This window comes from Paenibacillus sp. DP01 (assembly GCF_044784315.1).
GTDB classification, from domain to species: domain Bacteria; phylum Bacillota; class Bacilli; order Paenibacillales; family Paenibacillaceae; genus Paenibacillus; species Paenibacillus polymyxa.
Map to the genome: position 1 here is coordinate 4,585,544 of NZ_CP173059.1, position 25,926 is coordinate 4,611,469.

The 25,926-nt window shown below is 46.5% G+C and carries 26 protein-coding genes and 2 pseudogenes; 6 read left to right on the forward strand and 22 right to left on the reverse strand.

Features of this window, described 5'->3' with window-relative positions; all coding sequences use genetic code 11:
* Nucleotides 1–79: 79 nt before the first annotated feature.
* The 4 genes from ACH59B_RS20130 to ACH59B_RS20145 form a co-directional block, all read right to left on the reverse strand.
* Nucleotides 80–1,246 (reverse strand): ABC transporter permease, encoded by a 1,167-nt coding sequence (locus tag ACH59B_RS20130; RefSeq protein ID WP_031462159.1) that lies wholly within the window; start codon nt 1,244–1,246, stop codon nt 80–82.
* Nucleotides 1,243–2,580 carry an HlyD family secretion protein gene (locus ACH59B_RS20135; RefSeq protein ID WP_025365755.1) on the reverse strand — a complete coding sequence of 446 codons (1,338 nt, stop codon included), beginning with the start codon at nt 2,578–2,580 and terminating at the stop codon, nt 1,243–1,245. Before ACH59B_RS20135 ends, ACH59B_RS20130 begins: the two co-directional genes overlap by 4 nt.
* Nucleotides 2,581–2,694: 114 nt before the next feature.
* Nucleotides 2,695–3,201, reverse strand: coding sequence for a MarR family winged helix-turn-helix transcriptional regulator (locus tag ACH59B_RS20140; RefSeq protein WP_031462160.1), 507 nt, complete (start codon nt 3,199–3,201; stop codon nt 2,695–2,697).
* Nucleotides 3,202–3,337: 136 nt separating this feature from the next.
* Nucleotides 3,338–4,528: an NAD(P)/FAD-dependent oxidoreductase gene (locus ACH59B_RS20145; RefSeq protein ID WP_025365756.1), complete on the reverse strand. Its 1,191-nt coding sequence runs from the start codon at nt 4,526–4,528 to the stop codon at nt 3,338–3,340.
* A gap of 236 nt (nt 4,529–4,764) precedes the next feature.
* Here ACH59B_RS20145 and ACH59B_RS20150 point away from each other — a divergent pair, with 236 nt between their 5' ends.
* On the forward strand, nt 4,765–5,769 hold the full coding sequence (locus tag ACH59B_RS20150; protein WP_016820026.1) for an NAD(P)/FAD-dependent oxidoreductase: 1,005 nt from the start codon (nt 4,765–4,767) through the stop codon (nt 5,767–5,769).
* 159 nt (nt 5,770–5,928) lie between these two features.
* Here ACH59B_RS20150 and ACH59B_RS20155 read toward each other — a convergent pair whose 3' ends face one another.
* Both ACH59B_RS20155 and ACH59B_RS20160 read right to left on the reverse strand, forming a co-directional pair.
* Entirely contained in the window at nt 5,929–6,072 is a 144-nt protein-coding gene (locus tag ACH59B_RS20155) for a sporulation histidine kinase inhibitor Sda (protein WP_007431918.1), read from the reverse strand.
* Nucleotides 6,073–6,354: 282 nt separating this feature from the next.
* Complete coding sequence (locus tag ACH59B_RS20160; protein WP_017427293.1) at nt 6,355–7,011, reverse strand: YheC/YheD family protein; 657 nt, start codon at nt 7,009–7,011, stop codon at nt 6,355–6,357.
* 219 nt (nt 7,012–7,230) lie between these two features.
* Between ACH59B_RS20160 and ACH59B_RS20165 the strand changes: the two genes are divergently transcribed.
* Nucleotides 7,231–8,766 carry a Ppx/GppA phosphatase family protein gene (locus ACH59B_RS20165; RefSeq protein ID WP_025365758.1) on the forward strand — a complete coding sequence of 512 codons (1,536 nt, stop codon included), beginning with the start codon at nt 7,231–7,233 and terminating at the stop codon, nt 8,764–8,766.
* Here the strand turns inward: ACH59B_RS20165 and ppk1 are convergent.
* Nucleotides 8,726–10,834: a polyphosphate kinase 1 gene (gene ppk1, locus ACH59B_RS20170; RefSeq protein ID WP_016820023.1), complete on the reverse strand. Its 2,109-nt coding sequence runs from the start codon at nt 10,832–10,834 to the stop codon at nt 8,726–8,728. The genes ACH59B_RS20165 and ppk1 overlap by 41 nt on opposite strands.
* A gap of 296 nt (nt 10,835–11,130) precedes the next feature.
* Here ppk1 and ACH59B_RS20175 point away from each other — a divergent pair, with 296 nt between their 5' ends.
* The 3 genes from ACH59B_RS20175 (at nt 11,131) to ACH59B_RS20185 (ending at nt 13,096) form a co-directional block, all read left to right on the forward strand.
* Nucleotides 11,131–11,376 carry a hypothetical protein gene (locus tag ACH59B_RS20175; protein WP_016820022.1) on the forward strand — a complete coding sequence of 82 codons (246 nt, stop codon included), beginning with the start codon at nt 11,131–11,133 and terminating at the stop codon, nt 11,374–11,376.
* Between the two features lie 202 nt (nt 11,377–11,578).
* Nucleotides 11,579–12,238, forward strand: a complete 660-nt coding sequence (locus tag ACH59B_RS20180) for a futalosine hydrolase (protein ID WP_242211470.1) — start codon at nt 11,579–11,581, stop codon at nt 12,236–12,238.
* A complete protein-coding gene (locus ACH59B_RS20185; RefSeq protein WP_242211297.1) occupies nt 12,239–13,096 on the forward strand; it encodes a 1,4-dihydroxy-6-naphthoate synthase in 858 nt (285 codons plus the stop codon). It begins immediately after the preceding gene.
* Between the two features lie 149 nt (nt 13,097–13,245).
* Here ACH59B_RS20185 and ACH59B_RS20190 read toward each other — a convergent pair whose 3' ends face one another.
* The 5 genes from ACH59B_RS20190 to ACH59B_RS20210 all read right to left on the reverse strand — a co-directional run bounded on the left by ACH59B_RS20190 (nt 13,246) and on the right by ACH59B_RS20210 (nt 16,225).
* Nucleotides 13,246–13,566 carry a hypothetical protein gene (locus ACH59B_RS20190; RefSeq protein WP_013372898.1) on the reverse strand — a complete coding sequence of 107 codons (321 nt, stop codon included), beginning with the start codon at nt 13,564–13,566 and terminating at the stop codon, nt 13,246–13,248.
* A 313-nt stretch (nt 13,567–13,879) separates the two neighbouring features.
* A complete protein-coding gene (locus ACH59B_RS20195) occupies nt 13,880–14,170 on the reverse strand; it encodes a hypothetical protein (RefSeq protein ID WP_019688524.1) in 291 nt (96 codons plus the stop codon).
* Between the two features lie 18 nt (nt 14,171–14,188).
* Nucleotides 14,189–14,515 carry a hypothetical protein gene (locus ACH59B_RS20200; RefSeq protein WP_242211298.1) on the reverse strand — a complete coding sequence of 109 codons (327 nt, stop codon included), beginning with the start codon at nt 14,513–14,515 and terminating at the stop codon, nt 14,189–14,191.
* Nucleotides 14,516–14,595: 80 nt separating this feature from the next.
* A complete protein-coding gene (locus ACH59B_RS20205) occupies nt 14,596–15,210 on the reverse strand; it encodes a hypothetical protein (RefSeq protein WP_025365760.1) in 615 nt (204 codons plus the stop codon).
* Nucleotides 15,211–15,295: 85 nt separating this feature from the next.
* The gene (locus tag ACH59B_RS20210; protein WP_117289226.1) at nt 15,296–16,225 is read right to left on the reverse strand and encodes a DMT family transporter; all 930 of its coding nucleotides are present in this window, start codon (nt 16,223–16,225) and stop codon (nt 15,296–15,298) included.
* A 148-nt stretch (nt 16,226–16,373) separates the two neighbouring features.
* Here ACH59B_RS20210 and ACH59B_RS20215 point away from each other — a divergent pair, with 148 nt between their 5' ends.
* Nucleotides 16,374–17,252 carry a LysR family transcriptional regulator gene (locus ACH59B_RS20215; protein WP_017427288.1) on the forward strand — a complete coding sequence of 293 codons (879 nt, stop codon included), beginning with the start codon at nt 16,374–16,376 and terminating at the stop codon, nt 17,250–17,252.
* Nucleotides 17,253–17,599: 347 nt separating this feature from the next.
* On the opposite strand, the gene ACH59B_RS20220 is transcribed toward ACH59B_RS20215, so the two are convergent.
* From ACH59B_RS20220 to ACH59B_RS20265, 10 genes and pseudogenes are all read right to left on the reverse strand, one after another.
* On the reverse strand, nt 17,600–18,376 hold the full coding sequence (locus ACH59B_RS20220; RefSeq protein ID WP_103042571.1) for an S-layer homology domain-containing protein: 777 nt from the start codon (nt 18,374–18,376) through the stop codon (nt 17,600–17,602).
* 249 nt (nt 18,377–18,625) lie between these two features.
* Nucleotides 18,626–18,724, reverse strand: a pseudogene (locus tag ACH59B_RS20225) (iron-sulfur cluster assembly accessory protein); the annotation flags it as partial.
* Nucleotides 18,725–19,666: 942 nt separating this feature from the next.
* A complete protein-coding gene (locus ACH59B_RS20230; protein ID WP_149034880.1) occupies nt 19,667–19,969 on the reverse strand; it encodes a phBC6A51 family helix-turn-helix protein in 303 nt (100 codons plus the stop codon).
* A gap of 94 nt (nt 19,970–20,063) precedes the next feature.
* Nucleotides 20,064–20,333 carry a hypothetical protein gene (locus tag ACH59B_RS20235; RefSeq protein WP_149034881.1) on the reverse strand — a complete coding sequence of 90 codons (270 nt, stop codon included), beginning with the start codon at nt 20,331–20,333 and terminating at the stop codon, nt 20,064–20,066.
* Between the two features lie 866 nt (nt 20,334–21,199).
* Nucleotides 21,200–21,323, reverse strand: a pseudogene (locus tag ACH59B_RS20240) (tail fiber protein); the annotation flags it as partial.
* Between the two features lie 205 nt (nt 21,324–21,528).
* On the reverse strand, nt 21,529–23,319 hold the full coding sequence (locus ACH59B_RS20245) for a phage tail tape measure protein (RefSeq protein ID WP_404302480.1): 1,791 nt from the start codon (nt 23,317–23,319) through the stop codon (nt 21,529–21,531).
* Nucleotides 23,320–23,390: 71 nt separating this feature from the next.
* Nucleotides 23,391–23,735: a hypothetical protein gene (locus ACH59B_RS20250; protein WP_404302482.1), complete on the reverse strand. Its 345-nt coding sequence runs from the start codon at nt 23,733–23,735 to the stop codon at nt 23,391–23,393.
* 171 nt (nt 23,736–23,906) lie between these two features.
* A complete protein-coding gene (locus tag ACH59B_RS20255) occupies nt 23,907–24,284 on the reverse strand; it encodes a hypothetical protein (protein WP_404302484.1) in 378 nt (125 codons plus the stop codon).
* Nucleotides 24,285–24,358: 74 nt separating this feature from the next.
* The gene (locus ACH59B_RS20260) at nt 24,359–25,306 is read right to left on the reverse strand and encodes a DUF5309 family protein (protein WP_149036161.1); all 948 of its coding nucleotides are present in this window, start codon (nt 25,304–25,306) and stop codon (nt 24,359–24,361) included.
* Nucleotides 25,307–25,471: 165 nt separating this feature from the next.
* Nucleotides 25,472–25,924 (reverse strand): hypothetical protein, encoded by a 453-nt coding sequence (locus ACH59B_RS20265; RefSeq protein ID WP_058830662.1) that lies wholly within the window; start codon nt 25,922–25,924, stop codon nt 25,472–25,474.
* Between the last annotated feature and the right edge of the window lie 2 nt (nt 25,925–25,926).

A 25,926-nucleotide genomic window follows, 5' to 3' on the forward strand; every position in this document is an offset into this window, starting at 1 on the left:
AGGCCCCCGCACGGGCGCCTGATAAAATGTATTTTTTTTATGATTGCCCAGGTAATAAACCAAGGAATAATAGCACAGATTATTGCATCACCGGCTCCACCACTACGGATGTATTCTCACTTTTCGCCAGCTTTCTTTTCTCCAGAGCAATCAAAATAAAGATAATAAGCAGCAAACCACTTAGTAAGACCAAAAAGCCTCCCAACTCGGGAATAAAATATTTTAAGCTCCCACCTTTGAAGCCCATACCTCTCAAAAACTTGAAATGCCAGGTCAATGGGAGAATGTTACTTACATATTGCAGCGATGGAGGCAGCATAGCCACGGGCAATTGAGCACCGCTCAGTAAAAACGAAGGCAGTATAATTAGCATGAGGCGTGAGGAAGCTTTTCCAGGATTCGCAGCATTCCACCCTAAAACCATCGCAAACAAACTCAACGTAATCGTGTATAGGAAAAATGGAATACTGAGCTGCCATACATTCGCTTCAAAGCGTAATCCCCCAATTTGCTTAAGTAAACCAATGGACAGGTAAAAGGACACACATCCTACTAACGCATACGGTAACACCCTAAGAATCAAGCTATACGAATGCTGAAGCTCCTCTTTTAATCTTCCTTGCTCCCGCAATCGCGGAACGATTGTCAGTACAGTAGCACCAATCAATGAAATCATGACCGTATTAATGAATCCCATAACCGAGGTCATCAAAGTAGCATTGGTAGGATTATATAACAGGCGCTGCTGAAGCAGCATATTAGAAGTAAGCCCTGTAACCTGGCTGTCACTCATTCCCATGCCCTTTAATCCACCCCCAGCCAGCATCGCATTTTCCGTCGCCATAATCTCTGTGACTGCCGAGCGTAGATTTCCAGTAGCCTGACCTACCGTATTATCCACATAAAAACCGATGTTGCTCTGAACTCCTTTGATCCTATTTTCCTCCAACCCAGCTGGGAGGTAAATCACCGCAAAAAACTTTTCATTATATAAGAGTAAATTCGGATCGGCTTCATTCTCTTGCACATGGCGTACATCAATATACTGCGATGCATCTAATTTATTAATAAGCTGTCGGCTATAACTGCTATGATCTAAATCGACTACAGCTATAGAGGCATCGTTAAGCTGATTATTTTTAAAAACAAATCCAAAGGCTAGAGCTACTATGATAGGAACGAGCAGCATAACAAAAACCATCTTACCGCTGATCAACAGCTTCCATTCTTCTATAAACGCCTTCATTTCGTCACAACCTCTACCGTCATTCCAGGTAATAATTCAGATGTGCGCTGAACATCCACCCGTACTTGGAAGGAGCTTATATCCGACAGACCTTTGTCCCGACTCATTCTCATGTTGGTATACTGAGGAGCAGAAGTGATGTACCTCACCTTGCCTTGGACATCTTTATCTAAAGCTACAACGTGCGAAGTCACATTTCCCCCAGCTTTAAACTGTGACATGGAATCCTCACCCACATAAATATCGTAGTATAGCTGACTGGTTTCGATAACGGCGCCCGTTGCCCCCGTAGAAACGATCTCTCCCATTTTAGGTACAATACGCGACACCTTACCATCTGTGGATGCCTTCAGCACCATACGTCCCCGCTGTAATTCCAAAGTTTTGAGTTGAACACTTAATGCCTGCTTTTGTTGAGCCAGAAGATCCACATTGTATTCGCTATTCTTAACATCTTTACGTGTTTGCGAGGTTTGAGTCAAGGCTTCCTTGGCTTTTTCTGTTTTGATACGAGCCTGCTGGCGTTCCTCAGCCGTTGCGCCAGCCTCCATTTTATCCAAAGCGGTTTGCTGCTGAGCGATCCCATTTCTAGCAATGTCCGATTGTTTGCTAGCCGCTGTAATCTGGTTATTAGAAATTTCAACCTGATCCTTAGCTGTATCCAACAAGATTTGGGCATTATCCAGTTGGTTTTTGGCGTTATCCAGTTCTGCTTTGGTTCCAGCTCCGGCATCATATAACGCTTTGATACGCTTGTAATTCACATTAGCCAAGTCCAGAGCCTGTTGTCTGGATGATACTGTTTTTTGCGCGATTTCCGCATTCCTTTTGGCTGTCTCTACTCCTGTCAGAGCTGCGTCCAACGATTGCTGTGCTGCTTCAATAGCCAGCTTTTGTCTTAGAATATCCTCCGCACGTGTTCCTTGATTTAATAAGGACTCTCCTGCTTGCGCGGCTTGAATGTCCAATTGTCCCTGTTTTTCTGAAGTTGAAATTTTCTCCGACTGATTTTGCAGCCCGTCTTTAGCCTGTTTTATTTTCACATCAACCTGTGCGATATCCGTTTTTAATTTCTCGATTTGCAAATCAAGGTCTACAGGATCAAGAGTCATGATTACATCCCCTTTTTTCACCTGTTGTTCTTCCTTCACCTCAATCGTGTTTACTCTTCCCCCTACACCCTGAAAAGCAACATTCACGGTATCTGCCGTAAGCAGTGTGTTTTTTTGTTGGGCTGCCATACTCACAGCATCCTTGCCGCTCATTGCCATCAGCGTACCTCCAGTACCTAATGCGACAACAAGTAGCACGTACACAATGATCTTTTTATTCATTGCAACAAACTCTCCTTCATGATGATTTAACCAATAATCGTTAAAAAATAATAGTCAAAAACAAATAAGGAACCTGATAATACGACGTCTAACTATTTAAGCCGGGAAATTTGATCATTCCCGTTTTATCCGTTCAAGTCCTGAGGAAAGCTTATTTAATAACGTAGCAAATAGAACATGATCTTCCTTTGTAAATTCATTCATTAAATCCGAAAAAAGCTGGATGAACATCGGAATTTTTTCCGTCATTAACTGTTTTCCTTCATCAGTCAAGGAGATCGCGGTCATACGTCGATCCGTCAGCGTACTTCTGCGGATGATGCCGTCCCGTTCCAGCTTATCAATTACGCTGGTTACTGTTGAACGAGTAACCCCTGAATATTCAGCCAGCTCTGATGGAGTCAATGCACGTTCATGTAAAAACAATGGCACTAAAATTTTCAGGTTGCCTACAGATAACCCATATTCCGAGAGTCTGGAAGACACTCCATTGTACACTTCATGTGCTGCCTGCACGAAAAGTACGAACGTATTCAACGATTGGGAGTCCACATTTGGAAACTTTTCAGTCAATAAATTTATTCTCTTGGGATCGGCATTGATTTTAAAATCAGAATTCAACGTGAAGCTCCCCCTCTATAATTAGTAACCATACTATACGTCGTCGAATAGTTATGAGTCAATACCTTTTTTTTCGTTCACCTAAATAAAAAAGGTCTCCAAGCTCCATTCAAGGAGTCATGGAAACCTTCTGACGTTAGAAAAACCGCCCTTTTTTCAGTACTAGTGGAATGCCGCCAATGATGAACAGATAGCGTAGATCCACAATTTTTTTCAACTGTGCAGCCACCCAGCCTTTGATTTTTCGTTTACCTACTACGGCGACAGCTTCGCCTTTTCCAAGGGATGCAACCGTACCCTTGTTGGAGAATACGAACTTGTGAAGCTCCTTTTTGCGGAGCGTAGCGGCCAGATTCTTGGCACAAAGTACTCCTTGCTGCATTGCAATTTGGGCAGTCGGTGGATAAGGGCGGCCTTCCGGATTAAACATCAGGGAACTGTCCCCGATAATGAAAATATCATCATGACCCGGTGCACGCAGAAAATCGTCGATTTTCACCCTTCCGCGCATCACTTCGAATCCGGCTTTCTCGATCAATCCGTTTCCACGGATTCCACCTGTCCAGACGACCGTGCAGGCTTCAATTTTCTCACCCTCACCGACAATTACACCATCCTGCTGGCATTCCTTAATCGGGACTCCAATACGGAAGTTAACCCCTTTACGCTTGAGGACATCCATCGCGTACTCCACCAGCTCAGGATCAAACCCTGGTAATGCTGTAGGAGCTGCCTCGACGTTAATGATTTGAATTCGGTTAAAATCGATGTCGTAAGCTTTAGCCAGCTGTGGCAGTCGATCTGCCAACTCCGCTACAAACTCAATGCCACTAAAACCAGCGCCCCCTACGACGAAATTTAGGCGACCTGGCTTACCGTCATTTTTATACAGGGCCAGCTGGTATTCAATATGCTCTCGAATCAGGCGCACAGAGTTAATACTGCGAATCGTCAGTGCGAATTGATCCATCCCTGGAATTCCGAATGTTTCCGGCTCCCCACCTAATCCGATGACCAAATAATCGTAGGATAGCGAGCCATCCTCCAGCACGACTTTTTTCTCATTTGGTATGATTTCCTTCACTGTTCCTTTAACTAAATCCACCTTGAACTCATCGATTAGCTGCGCAATCGGAATCCTCGAATGCTCAATCGTATCCGTGCCTGCCGCAGGCATGTGAAGATGTGTCGTAATATAGTGGTAATCATGACGGTTGATTAGCGTGACAGTTGCCTCATTGTGCTTGAGCTCCTTTTGCAATTGCTGAGCCGTCAATATACCGCCATATCCGGCGCCCACAATGACAATTTTGGGAATACTGCTCATGCTTCTACCCCTTCCGATATACATAATCATTCAATATTCACAGCTTTTCTCTTAACACGGTTAACTTATACTCACCGGAAAGTCTTCATCAAATATTAATCGCTTTAACTTTGCAAGAAGAACCCAGCAGTTTATAATGATAAGCAGTGAATCATACGTTCGGCGGCTATCTGAACCTCTATGCGGCTGATTCAATATCTACAATTCATACTATCCCTTTCGGAGGTGTTTTTAGAGTGACAGCTCAATCCACAGGTGCGGAGATCCGCGATCTGATCATAATTGGAGGCGGTCCAGCCGGTATTTTCGCCGCTTTTTACGGAGGAATGCGTCAGGCATCCGTCACCTTAATTGAAAGTATGCCCCAACTGGGCGGCCAGCTTGCAGCCCTTTATCCTGAAAAATATATTTATGACGTTGCTGGCTTTCCTAAAGTGACTGCACAGGAACTGGTCAACAATTTGGTTCAACAAATGAACCATTTTAATCCAGAGGTGCAGCTAGAAGAGAAAGTCGTATCGTTAGAGAAGAAAGAAGAACGCCACTTCATCGTCAAAACAGACAAAGGTGGCGAGTATCATGGTAAAGCGGTTATCATTACCGCTGGCGTGGGTGCTTTCGAGCCACGCAGACTGGAGCTTCCAGGTGCCGATCGTTTTGAAAAAACGAACCTGCATTACTTTGTCAGCGACCTGAGCAAATTTGCAGGTCGTAAGGTGCTAATCAGTGGCGGCGGTGACTCTGCTGTAGACTGGGCCCTTATGCTGGAACCGATTGCAGAACAGGTTACATTGATTCACCGCCGTGACAAATTCCGCGCGCATGAACACAGTGTCGAGAACCTCCTCGCTTCCAAAGTAAACGTGATTACACCAACGGAAATTGCAGAATTGCATGGGGAAGATACGATTACAAAGGTCACTCTTGCTCATGTAAAAACCAAAGAAACTCAGGAAATCGAAGTGGACGATGTCATCGTTAACTTTGGATTTGTATCCACACTTGGTCCAATTGCTGAATGGGGAATTGAAATCGAAAGTAACTCCATCGTGGTCGATTCTCGTCAGGAGACGAATATTCCTGGCATTTTCGCTGCAGGAGACATCACTACCTATCCAGGCAAGCTTAAGCTGATCGCGGTTGGTTTTGGTGAAGCTCCTACAGCAGTCAACAACGCCAAGGTCTATGTAGATCCAGACGCCAAGTTGTCTCCCGGACACAGCAGTAACATGAAATTGTAGTTAATTTAGACTATGACAAAAAAGGGTATTTTACTCCAGATTTGAACCTTTGGAGTGAAATACCCTTTTTCACGGTGTGCCTATTCGTTGCAGTGATTGTCCGTAAAGTCATCCGAACCCTGAATGACTTTACAGTCGCAGTACGAGAGCTTGTCCGGTCTAATGAAGGACTACGGCTGTATTCATCTCTAGATTTCTTTTGTGAATTTCAGCCAGCAACAGTGCAATGAAGTCACATTCAAGTTTAAGCTCGATTGCCATCTGATAGGAATCCAAAAGCATTTCATCCGTCAGCATAGCCATCCTCGACACAACCTTTCCTTTTATTTCAAAATCTATTCTATCAAAATACCAAAAACGGAACAAGCGTTCTATTATCCACAGTCAATTGTGGAAATCCTGTGTATAAATTGTTGGTAAGTGTCGTTAACCCTTATATGTGACAGGGGATAATGTGGACAATATTTATACACAGAATTTTGGCGATTAAACGCAAAAAAAATTTTTTTTATGTTTATACAAATATATTATATTTAGCATCTTGTTAATAGATTATAATGGAAACTTTTTGAAGAAAACCTGAATTTATTGAGGTCTTGTGTTTACCTCTAAAATCCATACCCGTCCATTCCAATCAAGCCCGTAATCAAATCCCAGTTGTCCGATCCCTGGAAATCTTCTTTCAAGTATAGGAATACAGTGCTGTGTAAGTTCAACGATCTCCCGCCGCTTTCGTCTAGCTAGCCGTCGCGGATATATCATTCGAAGTGCCTCTGTTCCCTTCAGCAAAGTTCCTCCTTTGCACAGATTCGTTATGACCAGTCCGGGACGAGCATGACGCGCCACCACTGCACGAAACTCCCATTTTTCCCCTTCCTTTACGACTTTGACTCGATAGTCAACAGGTCTACCTTGGATACTTGCTAGTTGAATACCTTGCTGAATGAGATACGGACGTTGGATTCGGAGCTTATTGATTCCGGCCACAAGCGCTCTAAAATGGCTGAACCGATATGTTTGTTCCATACGCGTACAGGTGTAGCCGTTCCCCTCCTTTGCCACGCGCATGACTCCGACACCTCCGCCTCCTCTTACGGGTTTTATAAATACAAAAGCATGCCGCCGCAGCATTATGCGCAATTGTTCTTCACTATATAGACAGGTTTCCGGTATATAAACGGCGGTATGTGGATGATGGAGGAGCGCCTTCGTCTTTAGCCATTTGCTTGCAAGTTGTCTCATCTAATTCTCTCCTTTCGCCGTCAGCTATACTTATACATACTCAATAGAGGTGTGCTATTCTTGGGTGATTGTCAGGATCATGTGTCTATTTCGACAAGATCATGACGAACGGTAGCATGCACCGGACAACACTGGTACAATGACAATAATCTGAATACCATTTAGAACGGAGCAGTTGAATTTGCTGCAAATTGTTTCTTTCAACAAGGAGGTCAACTCATGAATAGCAAAATTGGCATCATGGACATTGGCTCAAACTCCATACGTCTCGTGATCTATGAAATGACAGAGACAGGTGCTTATCGAATTGTGCAGGAATGCAAAGAAGCTGCCCGACTGAGCGAAAAGGTTGGGGCCAACGGCCGTATGGAACGAGAAGCAATCCGCAGCATCGCTCCATTGCTACGCCAATTTATGGAAGTTTGCCGTATGCACGGGGTTGTTCGTATGCGTGCAGCAGCAACAGCGGCCATCCGCAATGCGGCCAATTCGGACGAAATTGTTCAATGGATTGCGGAAGAGACAAATCTAACATTGGAAATCCTGAGCGGGGAGCAAGAGGGCTATGCCGGTTTTCTGGGCGTAGTGAATACAATGAATGTGAGTGACGGCATTATTATTGACATCGGGGGCGGCAGTACCGAAATTACGCTGTTCAGGGATCGAACACGGCTGCATACAGTTTCATTTCCCTTTGGCGCAGTCAATATGAATTGGCGCTTTGGACGTGAGGTCAAGAATGGCGAATGGTCTCCTGGACAGATTGAAGAAATGGAGAGCTTTGTCCGTTCTTCACTGCAAAACCATGATTGGATCTTCTCCAATCCGGGTCTGCCGTTTATCGGGCTGGGTGGAACCCTCCGTACTTTGGCTAAAATCAATCAGAAACGGCGGGATTACTCGCTTCCTGTGACACACCATTACGAAATGACAATAGAAGATGTCGATTATTTTTATAGCAGTCTGCCTCATCTCCCCTATGAAAAACGCAAAAAAACAGCCGGCCTGTCCAAAGACAGAGCCGACATTATCGTACCGGGTCTCATTATATTGAAAACGATTTTTGAAGCTGCTCAAGGCTCCGCGTATTTGGTCAGTGGAGCGGGTCTGCGAGACGGCCTGTTTCATGAGCTAGTCAACGCTGAACAGCCTGTGGTGGCTAATCCGCTCATCGCGTCCATTCGCAATATCTTGTCGTTTGCTGTCCCGGTTAGCGAAGCGCATGTCAAGCGGGTTAACGAGTACGCCGTCCGGCTCTATGACACTTTAGCTGAGGGACCTTCAATCGCTATGGACAAACGCTTGTTACTGACCGCAGCAACTCTTTACAAAACAGGCGCAGCCTTGAATTACTATCACTTCCGCCAGCATTCCGTGTTCTGGATCTTGCACGCAGGCATTGGCGGCTTATCTCACCGGGAAACAGTGCTAGCCGCGCTGATCGCTGATTACCACCCCAAAAACCGGACCCCCCGCTTGCTGCGCACACATGCAGATATTTTGGAGCCTTCCGACGAAGAACGTGTACACCGGCTCGGCTCGCTGCTCCAGCTAGCAATCGGTATGGATCGTAGCGAATCCGGCATCATCTCCGGCATCCATCCCACGACAGGAGACGATGCGCTGCATATTCGCCTGGAAAGCAAGAGTGAACCGATTCTGGAGCAACGGGAGCTGGTGGCTGTCGCAAAAGATTTTCAAAAGGCCTGGAATCTTACGTTGTCGTGGTCCATTCTTCCTTCTTCCAGTTTTTAACCTTCATTGCTTCGAATTGGCTCCTGATGGGAGCCTCTTCGTTGTTTCTGGCTACAAATTGATAGCTGCCATTCGGCAGAAGCTGGCGTGCTTTTACATTATCCTTCAAGGATAAACGTAAAATATCCACTAGCATTTCTTTGATTCGGTCGTCATAAATTGGGCACATCAGCTCAATCCGGCGAGTCAGATTGCGAGTCATCCAATCCGCGCTGGACAAGAATAGCTCCGAATGACCTGCATTTTCAAAGTAAAACAGTCTGGAATGCTCTAGGAAACGGTCGACAATACTGATAACCCGAATGTTCTCGCTAAAGCCCTCCACTCCAGGGCGTAAACAGCAGACCCCTCGAATGATTAAATCAATCTTCACACCTGCTTGAGAAGCCGCATATAGTTCATCAATCATTTCCTGATTGGATAAAGAATTAATTTTAGCAATAATACGGGCTGGCTTGCCTGCAAGTGCTTGCTCCGCTTCCCTGCGGATCAGGTCGAACAGCTTATTTTTCATTCCCGTCGGAGCTACGGTGAAAGCTTGCGGGGTCTTGAGCGCCGAGAAGCCCGTGATTTCATTAAACAGCTCAGAGGCATCCTCACCCAGCACCGGATCCGCTGTGAATAACCCGATATCCGTATATACACGTGCCGTACTTTCATTATAGTTGCCAGTTCCCACATGCACGTACCGTTTGAGCACATTACGTTCATGACGTACTATTAGAATAATTTTGGCGTGTGTTTTCAAGCCGACCAACCCGTATACTACATGACAGCCAGCTTTTTCAAGCGTACGCGCCCAAGCAATATTACGTTCTTCGTCAAAACGCGCCTTCAGTTCGACCACTACGGTCACCTGCTTACCCGATTCGGCTGCACGTGCCAGAGCCGGAATGAGCTTCGATTCTCCATTGACACGGTACAGGGTCATCTTAATGGCCATTACATCCGGGTCCTCTGATGCCTCAATGATAAAATCAGTTACCGCATCGAACGATTCATACGGATGGTACACGAGCACGTCCCGTTTGCGAAGTACGTTAAAGATATCCTCTTGCGGAGGCAGTTCTTCCGGATACAATGGTTTGATTGCCGGAAATTTCAGATGCGAATACCCCTCCAAATGATCGGCAAAAGACGACAAAAACGTCAGATCTAACGGCCCGTCGATCTCAAATACATGATCGAACAGCTTGAATTCGCGTTGAAGTTCCATCAGGGCAAAGGGATTAATCCCTTTTTCCACTTCCAGTCTGACCGGTGCTCCCCGCCGTCTTCGACGCAGTTCTTTTTCAATCTCTTCGAGCAAATCTTCGATCTCTTCTTCATTAATGGACAAATCAGAGTTACGCGTAACCCGAAAGGCATGAACCGCCTCGGGGATATATCCAGAAAACAACGTTTGTATATGATGCTTAATCAGTTCCTCAATTAAAATAAATGATTTCTTCTTGCTATTGGAACGTAACGGCACCGAAACGACACGCGGAATATTGGAAGGCACCTGCACAATGGCAAAAAGCGGCTTATCCTCCTCCGTATCTCCTGGACGTTTCAAGACAACTGCCAAATATACGTATTTATTATGAACCAGTGGAAAAGGACGGCTTTGATCGACCGCCATCGGTGTAAGCACCGGAAATATAATTTCATGAAAATATGCATCCAGCGACTTGCGCTGTGTCGTATTTAAATCATTATATTCAAGCAGCAAAAGACCTTTTTTCGTCAATAGGCGAGAAATATCACGATAGGTCCGGTATTGCTCGGATACCATGGAGACGGTACGCTTGATCAGGCGCTTGTACAAACCGGAAGGGGTATAACCCGTAAAATCCTTTTGCATAAAACCCGCCTTGATCTTCTCGCGCGTCTCTGCAACACGAACAGCCATAAACTCATCCAAATTGCTGGACACAATTGCTAAGAATTTGGCTCTCTCCAGCAACGGTGTATCTGCATCCTGAGCCTCCTGGAGCACACGACGATTAAATTCAATCCAGCTTAAATCTCGGTTAAAGTAACGTTCTGACCCGGCTTTATCCTTCTTCTGACTCTCTATCAACATATGGCCTCCATCAATTTCATGCAGTATAGTTACCCTTTATTGTACTATTAGATGAAACGCACTAGCATCACAGAAGTGTAAACGCAATGTAAAATGTGTGTAAACACACAATGGATGTTGAAAAGGTCAAACGGATGCTTTACAAAAATAGCATTAAGCGGTACAGTGTTTACGTCTGTTTCATAGAGTAGAATGACGAACCGTACCTTTTTCAGTTGATTAAGTTCATTAAGATGTGTAGTAGCCACGTTCAATTGCTGATTTTCAAATGGCATGATATAGGGAGGATTTACATTATGGAACCCAAGAAAACGCCACGCGTACTGCAAAAAAACATCGAATTTTTTACCGCGGCGCTGTCTCAACACCTCGTTTCGGTCTGGCAAGAGGACCCTGCGGGCGTATACTGTGAGATAGGCTGTGGTTATATCGAATTGTTCAGTAGCGAGATGATTCGGGTGCGCAATCAGGATGGGACCCCAAGCCATTATGACCGCAATATCACCATGTTTCAGCTAATCACGAAGGATCAGCCGATATAATTATTATATGCTATGTCTGCGCTGTTCTTCCAGATTAGAATGGTTATATGTTTAATCTACCAATTTTCATATCTGTTGAATCTTGCAGTTTTCTCCGAAAAAGCGCCATAGAGCGCTTTTTTTGTCGACTTTTTTTGAACATCGTTTGGAAAAGCAGTATGATAAGAAAGCATATTACCTAAATTTAAAGGGGAATCAACCGATGGAGCATACAACATCAGATGGGCGCATCCTGGTCATGACCGCGGTTGAAGGCGAACGAGAGGCTGTGCTGCGCGGCCTGAAAGGCGACACTCGCTTTGTGGTCGAGCTGGCCGGTGTAGGCGCTCCGTCCGCAGCGGCTTCAACCGCGCTGGCACTGGCCACTGGCGGCTACCGTCTGGTCATTAGCGCTGGAATTGGAGGCGGCTTCGTGAAGGTCGCTGCACTGGAGAGCGTCGTCGTTGCTGACGCGATTATTGCCGCCGACTTAGGGGCAGAGACGGCAGAGGGCTTCAGCAGCGTGGACGAGCTGGGTTTTGGCTCCAGCCGCATTGTCGTGAACGCTGCCACCGCGCAGCGATTCGTTCAGGCGTTGCGTGACGCTGGCCAGACGGCCGTCGCCGGACCGATCCTGACCGTCTCGACGGCCACCGGCACAGCGGCTACAGCGGAACGCCTAGCCAAACGCGTTCCCGGCGCTGCTGCCGAAGCGATGGAGGGTTACGGAGTAGTCGTGGCGGCCAACAGGTTCGAGCTGCCGATGATGGAGATTCGCACGATTTCCAATGCTGTTGGTCCACGTGACCGTGCATCCTGGCGAATCAAAGAGGCTTTGCAAGCGTTGGAAGCCGCATTTTCTACATTAACGGAGGTTATATAGATGCAAATTGCTTTTTCACCTTGTCCTAACGACACTTTTGTCTTCCATGCCTTGGCGCATGGATTGATTTCGGGCGCACCCGCGCTGGACATTACATTCGCCGATATCGACATCACCAACAATCTGGCGATCACACCAGACGGACTTGATATCATGAAAATTTCGTACGCTGCACTTCCTTGGGTGCTGGATGAATACGCCCTGCTGCCTTGTGGTGGTGCACTGGGCCGGGGCTGTGGACCGCTCGTGCTGACTAAGGAAGGTTCCACCGTCGAAGGTCCGGAAGCCCTATCCGGCAAGCGTGTAGCTGTTCCAAGTGAACGTTCCACCGCTTATCTGCTGTTCCGTCTATGGGCGGCCAAGCATGTGCCTGGAGGTGTCGGCGAGATCGTCGTGATGCCGTTCGACCAAATTATGCCTGCTGTCCGTGACGGAGAGATAGATGCAGGATTGGTGATTCATGAAGCACGCTTCACATATCCGTCCTATGGACTTAGCAAGCAAGTTGACCTAGGGAACTGGTGGGAAGAAGATACAGGGCTGCCAATCCCGCTCGGAGCTATTATTGCCCGTCGTACACTGGATCTGGATGCGATCACCAACTGGATACGTGCCTCTGTCGAATATGCTTGGAAACATCCCGAAGCTTCGCGTGAATATGTATTGTCTCATGCGCAAGAGCTATCACCCGATGTCGCCCAATCGCATATCGACCTGTACGTGAACGATTTTACCGCCAATTTGGGCGACAGCGGTTATGCCGCCATTGAAGCCTTACTCGGTCGCGCTGCGCAGGAAGGGCTGGTGCCTCCGTTTGATTTAGCCAAACTGCGCCTTACGTCCACAACAACACGCTAAAAGGTGCAGACATGCCATGCATGTTATCTCCTAAATAGAGCAGCTTAAGCATATAAAACCTCCCGAACGAGCACATTGCCTAGCCATGCGCCCCATTCGGGAGGTTTTATGATTTCATAATGCAAATTCTCATTGGGTCTCGCTTATTCTTAGCTCTGTTCTTGCTCCACGACCTCGGTCTTAAACACGTTATCCAGTTTGGTACCCAATCGTTTGACCAGCGGCACCTTGATATCCCGACTCAGCTCTTTGAAAAAAGCGTCCATGTCACAATTAATCTTATCCAGCACGACCTTCACGGTGCCCTCTTCCAAAATCTGCTCGTTCAGATCCTCAGGTACCGTAACCGAGATATCATACTTCTTGCATAACGTTTTAATGTAGCGGCTAAAGATTTCGATAAGCTCCTCATTGTTGAACTTCTCAACTGCAACTTGCCCTTTGTTCGTAAATTTCAAATTCACTCTCACGTTAGCATTTCCCCTTTTCCTTTTGACCATTTATTTTGGATAAACGTTGAACCATTCAGAGGCTCTTCAAAGAAAGGGCCTTACCGGTCGTTTTAGACTCTTGTCCTTTGATATACTAAGTATAACACATTAAGTCCGTTTTCATTTCCCAACTTGTCGTTTTATGATAAAAAATGATACATTTTGCGCATTTTCAGCATAATTTCTTTCTTTTCATGCCAATCATTAGGAATAGTTTGTACACAAATACACAAGAAAACGCCTATCTCGCAAAAGAAAGACGTCTCCGTGTAGATGCTTAAGCAGTATGCATTTATAAAGGCTTCGTACATTCCCAACCGTGTGAACGATACTCACGCACAGCATCTCGTATATCCTCAATATCATCTGTATGCAGCAAAATCGCAGGTAGAATTACCCAGTACTCATTCTCCGCTAGATCAATAAATACGTCCTCGACATCATAATATTGCATATCGCCAAATGCCGTATCCCTGATTTTCTGTCCAACCAAAGGTGTAAAAGGGGAATCAAATGTTTTCATCACCTTCGTATATTCCTTCACACCCGTTGCCGAGATTTGCTGTGAAATAATGACACTCAATGGTGTTACCTCCCTGACCTAATAATGCTCATTATAACCTTCTCTCAGACCTTCTACAAAACCATGCGCGAAAAAAATCATAAAAATCAATAGGCCAATGCCAATGGCAACGGAGCTGATGACGATAATCAGGATGCCTTGCGTGTTTCTTTGTTCCATCTTTCTAGTCAAAATTCCGAAAACAAGACCTATAAGCCCAAACAAGCCTCCAATGACAAAAAAACTAAATACGAACCCCAAACTTGAAAAAATCCAACCAAATAGAGCGAGCACCCAGCCCTGCGGCTGCGGCTCACTCTGTTTCATCTGCCAGCGTTCCCTCGCTGTAGGTGTATATCTGTCCATTTATTAGCTCCCCCGCTCAATTTACATTCCATAAGACAAAAATCTGTAATGCCCAGCATCGGATTAACGTTAGGTTCCTCCTATTGCTGACCAGTGAGCTTAAAAGTGCCGCCTTCCCGCTTACCAAGCGGATAATTTTGAACCGTCATTTCCACCTTCGTATTCTTATCCCATACCGGAAGCTTGTCAGATGTACTGTACTCTTTCATAGCTATGTCGATGACTTCCTCTGCCTTCTTCGTCAATGCAGCAGAAGACATATTATATTTGCCATAACCTTGATAAGCACCGCCAAAACCGAGATTAGGTTGGTTGTTCACATTCAGTAGCACACCCTTCAACTTGCCATCCTCTGCCACATCAAAAGTCACTTTTTCCAATACAAAATCATCTGTAACGACAGATGTCTGCTCTAACACATGTGTTATGGATGACAGGTTGGCTGCTAATTTTACTTTTCCAAGTAGGGCCTCTGTATCATTTTGTTGCTTGGTTAAGGCTTGTGTTGTCTGTTTTAGCGATGCATTCGCTATAGTTAAAGAACTAACCTTCGTATTCAGATTATAATTCCATACCGCCAAGGCTATACAGCCTAGTACAGCTACTCCAGAAATGACCGTTGCTACAACTGCCAGCTTACGAATAGGCTGTGGTTGTGGCTCCACAGACTGAGTATGACCGCTTAACTCTCCCATACCAAACTTCCTCTCTATTTATATAGTCATATTTTACTATTCCCCTCTCTGATATTCTAGTATATTTTTCCTAATTCTATATTTTCTAAGTATTTGTACAGGAATTCGTTTCATTAGCCTTCGAGCTTTGGTTCGCTCGCTTTCCGGGAGAAGATGTATTTACCAAATACACACTACCTGCAATCAGCACCAACCCCACTACAAATGTCAAAGTGAGGGACTCTCTGAGCATGACCATACTAAAGAGTGTGGATAGCACCGGAATCATAAACGTATATGAGCCGACGGTTCCTGCATCCCCATTGTCGATTAGCTTAAAATAAATCATCCAGCCCATCGCAATCACGAATACTGAAATAAACAATAGAATCGCGATAAAGGAGGCTGTCCAGTGGATATCGCTCCATTTCTCGGTCGTAAACCCAATCCCGTTGAGTATGATCCCTCCCAAAATGAGTTGCATCGTCACCGCCCAAATGGAGTCCAGTTGTTTGCTTTTTTTCTTCATATAAATCGTTCCGAGCGCCCAGCACAGTCCCGAGGCTAGCCCCAACACAATGCCCAGCACAGACAAATGACCTGCCATTCCGCCTGAGCTAATCACGATCACTCCACCAAAACCGAGTACCAGTCCAATGACCTTCAGAGGAAACATACGCTCTCCCAACCACAGCCAGGAGAATAATCCCAACAAGATCGGTTGAAGGAATACCAAAGTGGAAAATAATCCTGCAGGCAAATAACGCAGTCCTACCGTCTGCAAGCCATAGTAGCCTGCAATATTAAATATAGCCAGCACAAGATATGTCCACGCATTTTGTCTAAGGCGTAAGGTTTTCCGATTACGCATAGCGAACAACAGCAGAATCACACCACCCAGCAGCGTGCGGATTCCCGAAAAAAATATCGGCGGCGTATCTGGCAAGGCCAGCTTGGTCAACGGCCAGTTGATCCCCCATACCATCACTAATATCAAGACAAGCCACAACGTAGCTTTAGGCGTTAATTTTTTCATAGATGTCTCTCTCCTTAGAATTTCATTGCGCATTGCTTACGACTAAAATCTGAACAGCACCGTTTGCAAAGTTTTGCTTTACTAGCTTATACTGTGGTCACTAATAAATAAAATGAATGTTTTCAATAAGGGAGATAACTTTTCACTTATGACTATTACTCAGATTATGATCTTTGTTCGCGTAGCGGAAACACTAAACTTTACCCAAACTGCCCATGAGCTGCATATGACGCAACCTGCGGTCAGCCATGCCATCGCCAGTATCGAGAACGAGCTCGATGTCCAGCTATTGCTGCGCGATCGAAAAAAAGGCGTGCTCCTGACAGATATCGGACACAAGGTGCTGCTGCAATTCCGCATGATGCTGCAAAGCATGGAAAAGGTGCAGCAGCAGGTGGCCGCTGAAAAAGGCTTAGATGTGGGTACGATCACGATTGGTGCCTTTCCTTCTGCCTCGGCCTATTTTCTGCCCCCGATTATTGATCATATTCGTCAGCACTATCCGAACCTTGTTTTCGATTTACACGAAGGTTCCACGAATGAAGTCAAGGAGTGGGTACATACCAGAGAAATTGAAGCGGGAATCATCCTGTTGCCAGACCCTGAGGTAGATGTAATTCCTTTATGTCAGGATGACATGGTTATTCTCCTGCCTGACGGTCACCCTTTTCAATCGCACGACAAAATCGCCATCCGAGACTTGAATCAACAGGAGATGATCTTTTGTAAAGGTGGACACGAGGTCGCCATTATGGAAGGTTTTGAACGTGAGCAGAGTCAGTTGCAGGCACAATTCATTACTCACAATATCAGCACCCTCGTCAGCATGGTCCGACAAGGACTAGGTATGGGCATTGTCTCTTCACTCGCCTTATCCACGTTCCCCCATGATCTGACCGTCAAGGAAACCACGCCTCTGATCACGCGTCAAATCGGTATCGCTATCCCCTCTCTACACAATGCTTCACTTGCTGTACAGTTATTTGTGCGTACTGCGCAGGAGCTGTTTACTGATTTGAAGCAATAGGGCATATGTGCAGAATTATCGAATCATCGAACAAGAGGAAAAGTTGCGTAAAGCAATGTAGCTAGTGATGTGAAGATCTTGGATGAGCTTATTCATAATAAGCTTATATTCGTGAATCACTTTGGACAGGTGTTGAACAATATAGATGGGGCATTGAAGATCATTTCAGGGCATTGTAGCACGGTAAAATTAGATTAATCGCGAATCCGCCTTGGATACCAAATCTGACTAAGACAGGTAGACTGCAACGGCAAGAATCTTCGTGATTAAATCAAGTGACACGGCGTAAGTGAAAGAGCGCTAGCCTTTTTAGGGATAGCGCTCTTCCTTTTTACAATCTTGTTAAATCACTTCTTGGTTGTGGCATCGTACAAACGCTGTAAAACAGTAACAGCTTCGGCCCGTGTGACCTGCGTTCTTGGGTGAAGGTATCCATTGTCAGCGGTAAAGACGCCCATCTTGGTAAGGGTGTAGAATGCTTCTGCCTTTTGATCCTGGGAATCTCCATCATAGGAGTACTCTTCTCCCGTTTGGTCGATGTACAGTACCGGATAGTAGGCAGAGAAATTGTCTTTGTAATTTGCCTTACGAACTTTGATATCGTTGTACTGCGCAGCTGAGGAAATGACTTCGGCAATCTCAGGATGAAGAGTCTGATTAGTATAGTCTGTTCGAACTGAAGCAATCATCATCATATCCCACCGGGTCAGCGGTTTGTCGGGCTTGACATAGAATTGATAGTTTGGATAATCGGCCCCGGCCCCTACACTTTCAGCAAACGGCCAAACATAATCTCCATTGAATATGGCTGCAAAATCTTTATTCGCCCAGTGCTTGCGCGCATCCACAAACTCTGAAGATTTACCAGCTGAATAATTGATTTCTGGAAAAAGTTTATGAAACATATGGACAAATTCCGCTTTTGTTATGGTTTTGCCTGGCTTGAATGTCCCATCCTTATAGCCGCTGACAACACCTTTGTCGACCATCGAACGAATGGATTCGGCAGCCCATTCATATTTTGTACCGTCCACATCAGGAAACGTATTTGCCGCCAGTACGGATTGACTAAAAAACAGAACCATCGCAACCATAGGGGTAATGAGCCATTTCTTTTTCAACATCTTTTTTCCACTTCCTTTAGGTAAATTTACGTAGAAAATAGTTCTCTAGACTCAAAGTTATATCGGTATTTCCTATGCAAAAGATGAATACAAACAAAAGAGCATCGCTTAACAGGTTGTAACGGGCTTAACTATCCTCTTTAAACAACACAAAAACGACCTTCGCAACGAGTAAAATTCGTCACAAAGGCCGTAATCCGTAATCTAAACGTGTATCTTTAGGAATATTTCAGTCCACCACTCGAAAAATTAACAAGGCTCTTCGCTTGGTTTCCCTGCATCTGTAGCTGTACGGAAGCTTGAACCGCAGCCGCATGTAGCTACAGCATTCGGATTATGAATCGTGAATCTGGCGTTAGGCTCACGTTCGGCCAAAATCGCGTCAGATCAACGTTTTTGAGCATTGAACGGGATTGTGGATACGCACGACTACTTGTTAATCACACGCCTCTACAGCGTATAATCACGTTAATCGTATTCTACCCTAATGGAAGGCGTAACGCAACGCCTATAAACGAAGAAAAAGCGCCTGCCTCCGAAGAGACAAGCGCTTAGTTTATCGTTATGTTAGGTTATCCCCGAGATAAAAAATACTGTCTGGATTGTTTTCGCACCAGATTCCGGGCCGGCGCGCAGGGGCCTTGGGGGTACGGCCCTCGCAATCTCCGCACAAAAATACGCTTATTCATTCGCTTTCGATAGCGTAAATAAGCGTTAATTCCGATCGGACACACGCAGCCATACGTACCACCCGATCGCCTTTTATGCAGCGGATATTCACGTACATATGCACAAAATCCATATTATGCGAATATGTCTGCGCCCGTAGACCGCACCGTTACGCGGTTGATACTACGCTGCATAAATGTACCTTATGCACTGTATATACATTACCAGCGTATAATCCGTATAAATCCCGTAGCTACGCAGCTTCGCGCCCTATACGGCTGTCTACCCGCTGGTAACGTATGCAGTGAAATACACTGGTTCTCTCGTCCGTTATACACTACGTATGCAGCCGAAACGTATGGCGGATTTACGCTATACCCGAAAGTTTCCGTAGCTATAAAACTGCAAGACTCCGCGCCCCAACTGGCCCTTCAGCTATTAGAATGCTTTCGTATCCGAAAAATTCCGAAGGGGTCACGCGTCAGGAGGCTCGTGTAGGAAAATTCGCTATAAAGTACACTTTTGGGACACGATAAATAGCCGCTAAAGCCTTATATACCGCTGATATAACGCCATTTCACCCGATTTCGCATACGTTATGAATCCGAACCGACTCGCGGCTTAAATAAGGCCGAACATTCGGCATCTCTCCGTGATTTCATCCGCTGAAAGCGCGAGCCAATCTACCGCACTCCTATGTCGTCGACGTATTGCGGATATGAACCCTCGGTGTACCCTCTCGTATTCTTTATTAAAATCCTCACGCTGCCTCCAGCGGTACAATGTCCGCCTATCCACTCCACATAGAGACGCGATTTCATCCATTGTGTCATGCACGCCCTTGCGCGCCAGCATTTCGATTGCAAGCCTATGACGCTCGTCAAGCGGTGGCCGTGCGCGTCTTTTGCGCTTCTTATTCGTCATTGTAACGCAACTCCTTCCGTATGTAAAAAGAGCATAATAAAAGGACGGCAAAGATACCGTCCTTGAGTGCTAGATTTAATTTTTGTTCTGACATTCATACGTCCTCTTCTTGATGCTTAAACTCGATCGTCTGTGTTGTCGGATTAACCCAATAGGATACCGCTTGCTCGAACTCTTGTTTATACTGCTGATATTCGAGTTGAATAACGCCTATTTTATCATTAGCATAATCACACAACTGCGGATAAAAAGCCACATCATTCTCGATACTTGTTTCCGCTACGTCACCAGCCGATTCCGGTGTTACAAAAACTACTTTTCCCGATACCTTGTCCCAAAACACTCTTGATCCAATTTGATCCATCTTTACCCCTCCATATTTTTATTCGTATGCGAACCATTCGAAAGCTTCTATTACCGCTGTAGAGGTCGATCCGGCATAGTCATTAATTCGGCTACTTCCAACCATACATGTAAACCCTCCAGACTGTTGCGTGAGACTACTTAGACTAAGACGGTTGTTAAATCTGCCATACATAGATATATCCCCTGTTTGCAGAATAGAGGCAGTAGCAAACCCTTCTATATACAGGACATTGCTAGTATCTTTCAACCTCACGCGGATAAACACTCTTGTTGGAGAAAAGGACATGTTGTTCACTCCTAAGGTCATCACAGCCCCACTACTAAAGTTAGGAGCTGTTACCGATTGGCCGTTAAACGTGCCTTGTGCCCATCTTTTTACGGGTAGGTTAGTGATTGCTGTAGCTAACTCTGCGTGTGTGTTGCTGGCTGAGACATTACCACCTTTTCCGTTAATAGCGCCAGCAACGACACCTTTTCCATCAACGGATAATTGCTTTAAATTATTAAAATCGGACAATCCGAGAAGCCTTTGCCACGGCTGCCAAGAAGCAAATCCAGATCCGCTATTGTAAGCTGAACGTACCCATACCTCCATTTGACCGTGTGACCTATACGTCTGGCTCAACGCGCCACTCCCGGCTGTCATAACCTCCAGTACACCGTAAGTATATGCGCTTCCTTGGTCCGCGTTTTTAGGATAATTAATAAACGTTGACCAATCTGTAGCGTTGACCAAGTAAATGCCGTTTGCAGTTGCGCTATTAAAATCAGCAGGAACCGCTCCGCGAACGACTATTCCGCTATTCCACAAAGTTCGTTCTGCAGCGGTGGTGTGTTTGACAGCATCCGCAACATGCGTAGTAAGCGCCTTGGCTGTCGGCGCCAACGTTTCAGACGTACTATTCGTTGCGTTCGTGAGTTGTACGACACCTTTAACCGTCGTACTTGCATCAGCCGGGTCCTTTACGTTAAGCTGATCCGCAGGCACTTTCCCGTCAGCGTCTAGTACCGCGAGTCCGCCAGCTACGCCTACTTTCGTGTCTATAGCACGCCAATTTGCGTCCAGGTATTTCTCTAAGTCAAAATACGTTGTTGTTGGCGATGTGCGATCAATTAGATTTAATCCGAGATTTGGTGTCTTCATAAGTTTTCTCCCTTCGTAAGTAAAAGAGCGAGCCGCAGCCCGCCCGTTATTACGTCGCTAATCTACGCGCCAGCATACCAGCGAACCGTTCAACGTCCATGTCGCTATTGATCGTGACGTTCTGGATAACGATTGACGGAGCGTTGCCACCCCTGCCGCGTTGTTGATCGCGCCATTCGGACGCCTCGTGCTTTGTGAGTACCGCTTCGTCCTTGTGGAGACGCGCGGGCATATTATTGTAGGGTACGGTGTCGAGTCCGCCGGCGTACCCGGTCGCAAAGTTACGAATGGCGGAACCAGCATTAGCAACGGAATCCCATGCTTTTTGACCCCAAGTCTTTTGAGAAGGTGCTTTTATCTCTCCTCCCTCAATGAGAGGTTTGCCTGGATTGTTCTTTGCATTCTCAACGGCCGAGTTTTTCAAGGAATCATAGCTGGAATACTGACGTTCGATCAATTCTTTCGCAGCATTATTGGGATTCAAAGCTTGAACGAGGTTAAAGTGCTCTTTAATCCCTTTCATGACACCGTACGCGATTGCTTGGCCTACGCTTAATGCTGCGCTTGCGATTTGAGGTGCTGACGCTTCTACAACATCTATCATTACGCCCAATACGCTTGACGTGATTGTCTCAAATCCTGCCCGTCCGCTTTTTTCCCACCATCCGTTAAACGTCTCAAGTAGCGTATCAAAAACAAAGGTGACTTTACTCTCCAAGTCCGGAAGCTTGTTGAACTTCGGATTGTTGATGAAGTTTGATTTAATATAGGATTGCGCAGTCGTTACCGCCTTCTGTACCGCCGCTGTAATCTGCGGAGTATACTTCGTTACAAACTGAGATGCGGCATTTGCCAGTTTAGCAATAATCGGCATCGTCGGAAGCAGCGCAGATATCTGAAGCGTCTCGATTGCGCCCTGGAACTGTTCGATGCTCCCCGCCGCATTATTCATTTTCTCCTTAGCTACTTGAAGCGCGGTAACGTTGCTCATTTGACGGTAAAACTCTTTGACGCCCTTGGCTCCCGCCTTATACAACGTAGTTGCGGCCTTCACACCATCAGTGCCAAACATATCAAGCAGCGTAGCCGTTCGGTCCTGGTTTGACATTTTACCGAGGGTCTTTTGCAGAACGTCAGCAACGCCCGCTAGGTCCTTGATCTTACCCTTTTCGAAGAACTTATTTGCCTTGCCGACGCCGATACCGAGCTTTTCAAATAAGCGCGTAGCCTTCTTCGTCTGTGGCTGTAGGTACATCAGCATAGACTTGAAAGACGTACCTGCATCTGACCCGGATTTCAACCCGTCATTGGACATGAGGCCTATTGCTGTATTCAAGTCTTTAAATGACAGACCGACCATGTCCGCCACTCCGCCAGCGCTCGCAATCCCGTACCCTATATCTCTAACTCCGGTGGCCGCAGCGTTAGCGGTGCCTGCGAGTATGTTTGCAGTCTGCGCCGCAGATAGTCCGTCTTTCTTGAACGCATTCATCGACGTTGCCATCGTTTCCGCAGCTTCCGCAAGCTCAAGACCGCCAGCCGTTGCGAGGTTAAGGGATGCGTTGAGACCACCCGCTTGTACTTGAGCGGTAGTCATTCCCGCTTTCAAAAGCTCCTCGATCGCTTTTGCCGATTCCAGTGCTGAATATTTAGTTTCGGCCCCTTGCTGGAGTGCAAGCTGCTGCATTTGCTTCATTTGTGTATCAGTCGCACCGGTTAACGCCTTAATCGTGGACATTTGGCTTTCAAAATCCATTGCTTTTTTCAAAGAATCCCCGGCAATTGCGACCGCAGATACAGCCGTACCTAATCCCGCAGCCACGGCTCCAAACTTCATCATGCCGCCCATTGCCCTATTAAGCTTGCTAGATAGATCGTCCTTGAGGCGTAAATGCCCGATTAAATCGAAGCTCAATTACGGATCACCCACTCCCGATAACGGTCGATCGCACGCAGCAACTTTCGCAGCGCATCGTGTACGGTTAACGTTTGACGCATTGCATTTCGACCGCGATCTACAGCGTTATCCGCTTTCTCAAGCGCATCCGAAAGCCTACGCATGTGATAGCCCACGGTTTTAATCGAGTGAACCCCGGAATCCTCAAACTGTACGGCTGTCTCCGTCCACGTTTCGTACTGCTCCGTATGGTTTGTCCGGAATCCGTAGTTACCTGGTCGAGTGTACGTGATGATCTCCGCCAGTAACGCCGTGATCGGGACTACGCGCTCAAAACCCGTTGTAATATTATCCGACATACTACTCCCCCTATCGTTGTTGCGCCGCCTTCGCTTCCCGTTCGAGCTGAAGCATCATGGACGCGTACATAAACATCCGGTGACGTCTGTTTTTAGCGTAGACTTCGTCAGGCGGAATACCGTGCCGCTGGAATATCTCGTGCAGCAGCGCAGGTTCTCCACCTGACTTAATTAGTTTTTTGCGTCTTGAATAAGCTCCGCGTCTCCTACGAATCCGGATAGTTTCAACAACGCTTGTACGATGCGGGATTGTTCACCGGGCAGTAGCGCCTTTTTAACGACGTCAGCCGAATCGGACGCCTCGTAGTGATCTCTCAACCCCTTATCGTTAAGGTCCGGATCAGCTACGGCTTTTGCGATAAGCAATCGGTTAAATAGCGATTCGTCGACGGAGCCATCCTTGCCTGTCGTTGCCTGTGCGCGAGCTTTTTCGAGTGTGTCTTCATCCAGCGCTTTGACGATGAAGTCCGTACCCAAGCGCGGAATATACACGCCTTCCTGTAAATCCGTAGTGGCTCCGAGTAACGCTTCAAGTCTGCTTGTTGTCATATAATCAGCCTCCGTATGGTATTTTTGGAAAACAAAAAGAGACCCCGAAGGGCCCCCGTGTTATCGCTATTTACTTACGCGGTCAGCCCTTTGATACGGGCGTGCGCCTTCTCTTGCTGGAACTCTAGCGTGTACTCGCCAACGATGATACCGGACTGATAATCGCCTTTGACGCCAAGATACGTATGACCAAAGGAGCGGTTGCCGAGTGGTCGAATCTTAATCCGATTGGCGTCGATAAACAGAATCTCGTCCGGCTTCAGATTATCGTTAAGCACAACTTGGAACGTACCAAAGTCATTGATGAGGTGGTCGACCTTCTGGCCGCGACTATTCTCCGCTTGAGTCAGTCTGATATTTGCACTTGCTAGTTCACTAATTGCGCGCTTTTGGACTGCTGGAACAACGAACGTATAGCCTGCGCTTCCTGTCGCAAAGCCGCCCGCATTGTAGACTTGTTGCGCCACGTCATCGAGCAACTTTTTCGTAACTGGTCCGCCCGCAGTGGTCACGTTAGTCTCGATGAAGCTGCGGATGCCGCGCATTGTGCGCATATCCCCGCTATCAAATTTGCGACCGCCGATAATGGCTTTCTCAAGTTGGAGCGCAAGTTCAAGCTGCTTCTTCGCCTTCTCATATGCGTAGAGGCCGCTTGACCCTATGCCATACTGCGCAACTGCTTCCGCCGAACCGGTTACACTAACCGTGTCCTCAAAAATCTGCGTTACGTTGTCTACTTTTGTTTTGGACTTATACCGTGCGTCGCGTGCATCAGCACCTTCTCGGCTGTCTCCATAAAGAGACTCAATCGGAGAGTCCTTCGTAATCGCAGCAGCCGTTGTGCCACTATGCCCCCGGACAACCGTAATCTTATTCGCGGTGGTATCCACAGATTGGATCAGTACTAGCTCATCGCCCACCTCCGCAATCGTGTGCGGTCGGAATGGCTCGGTGCTGGCTACTTTGATCTCCGTTGCGTCCGCAGTAGCGGCGGCAGTGACCGTCGTCCGTGTCGCAAACATCGCATCTTCTAGCCAAACGTGCGTAGTTGATGTAACTGGCTGGCTGAAGCCGAGTAAATTCAACATCGGCGTTTGTGTTGGGTTAAGTAGCAGAATTTCATCGGTTACAGATTCACGTTTACCTACCAAGTCAGTTGTATAAATTGTCATAATAAATTCCCCCTATTAATTTTGTGATTTAAGTTTACTTTTGAGTTCCATGTACTCAACCATGTCTTCTGGACGCCCGGTACGCTTAGCCTTTTCCGCTGCTGTCGCAAGTCGCTGTTCACTCGTCTTTTCGGCTCGCTCACCATAATTGGGTGCAAACGGGCCTCCTATAGAACGCGGTTCCCTTGGTTTAGCGGCGGAGGTAAACGCGGTCAGGATTTCATCAATCCCCTGCGCTTGCCCTGCGTCATCAAACGTTACAGCGGAAAGATTTACGATACCCGCCAGTGCGTCCGGATCGTCAATCCCTGCTGCTCTTGCCTTCCGATAGAAGGCGTTACTGACACGTTGACTGTGTAGCTCCGTTGTCAACGTTTCGAGCCGCTGTGTGAGCTCTGCGCGTTCATCCTCCCACGTTGGTTCTTGCGTTTGTTCTTCCGGAATCTCCGGATTTGTTACGTCCTCCACGT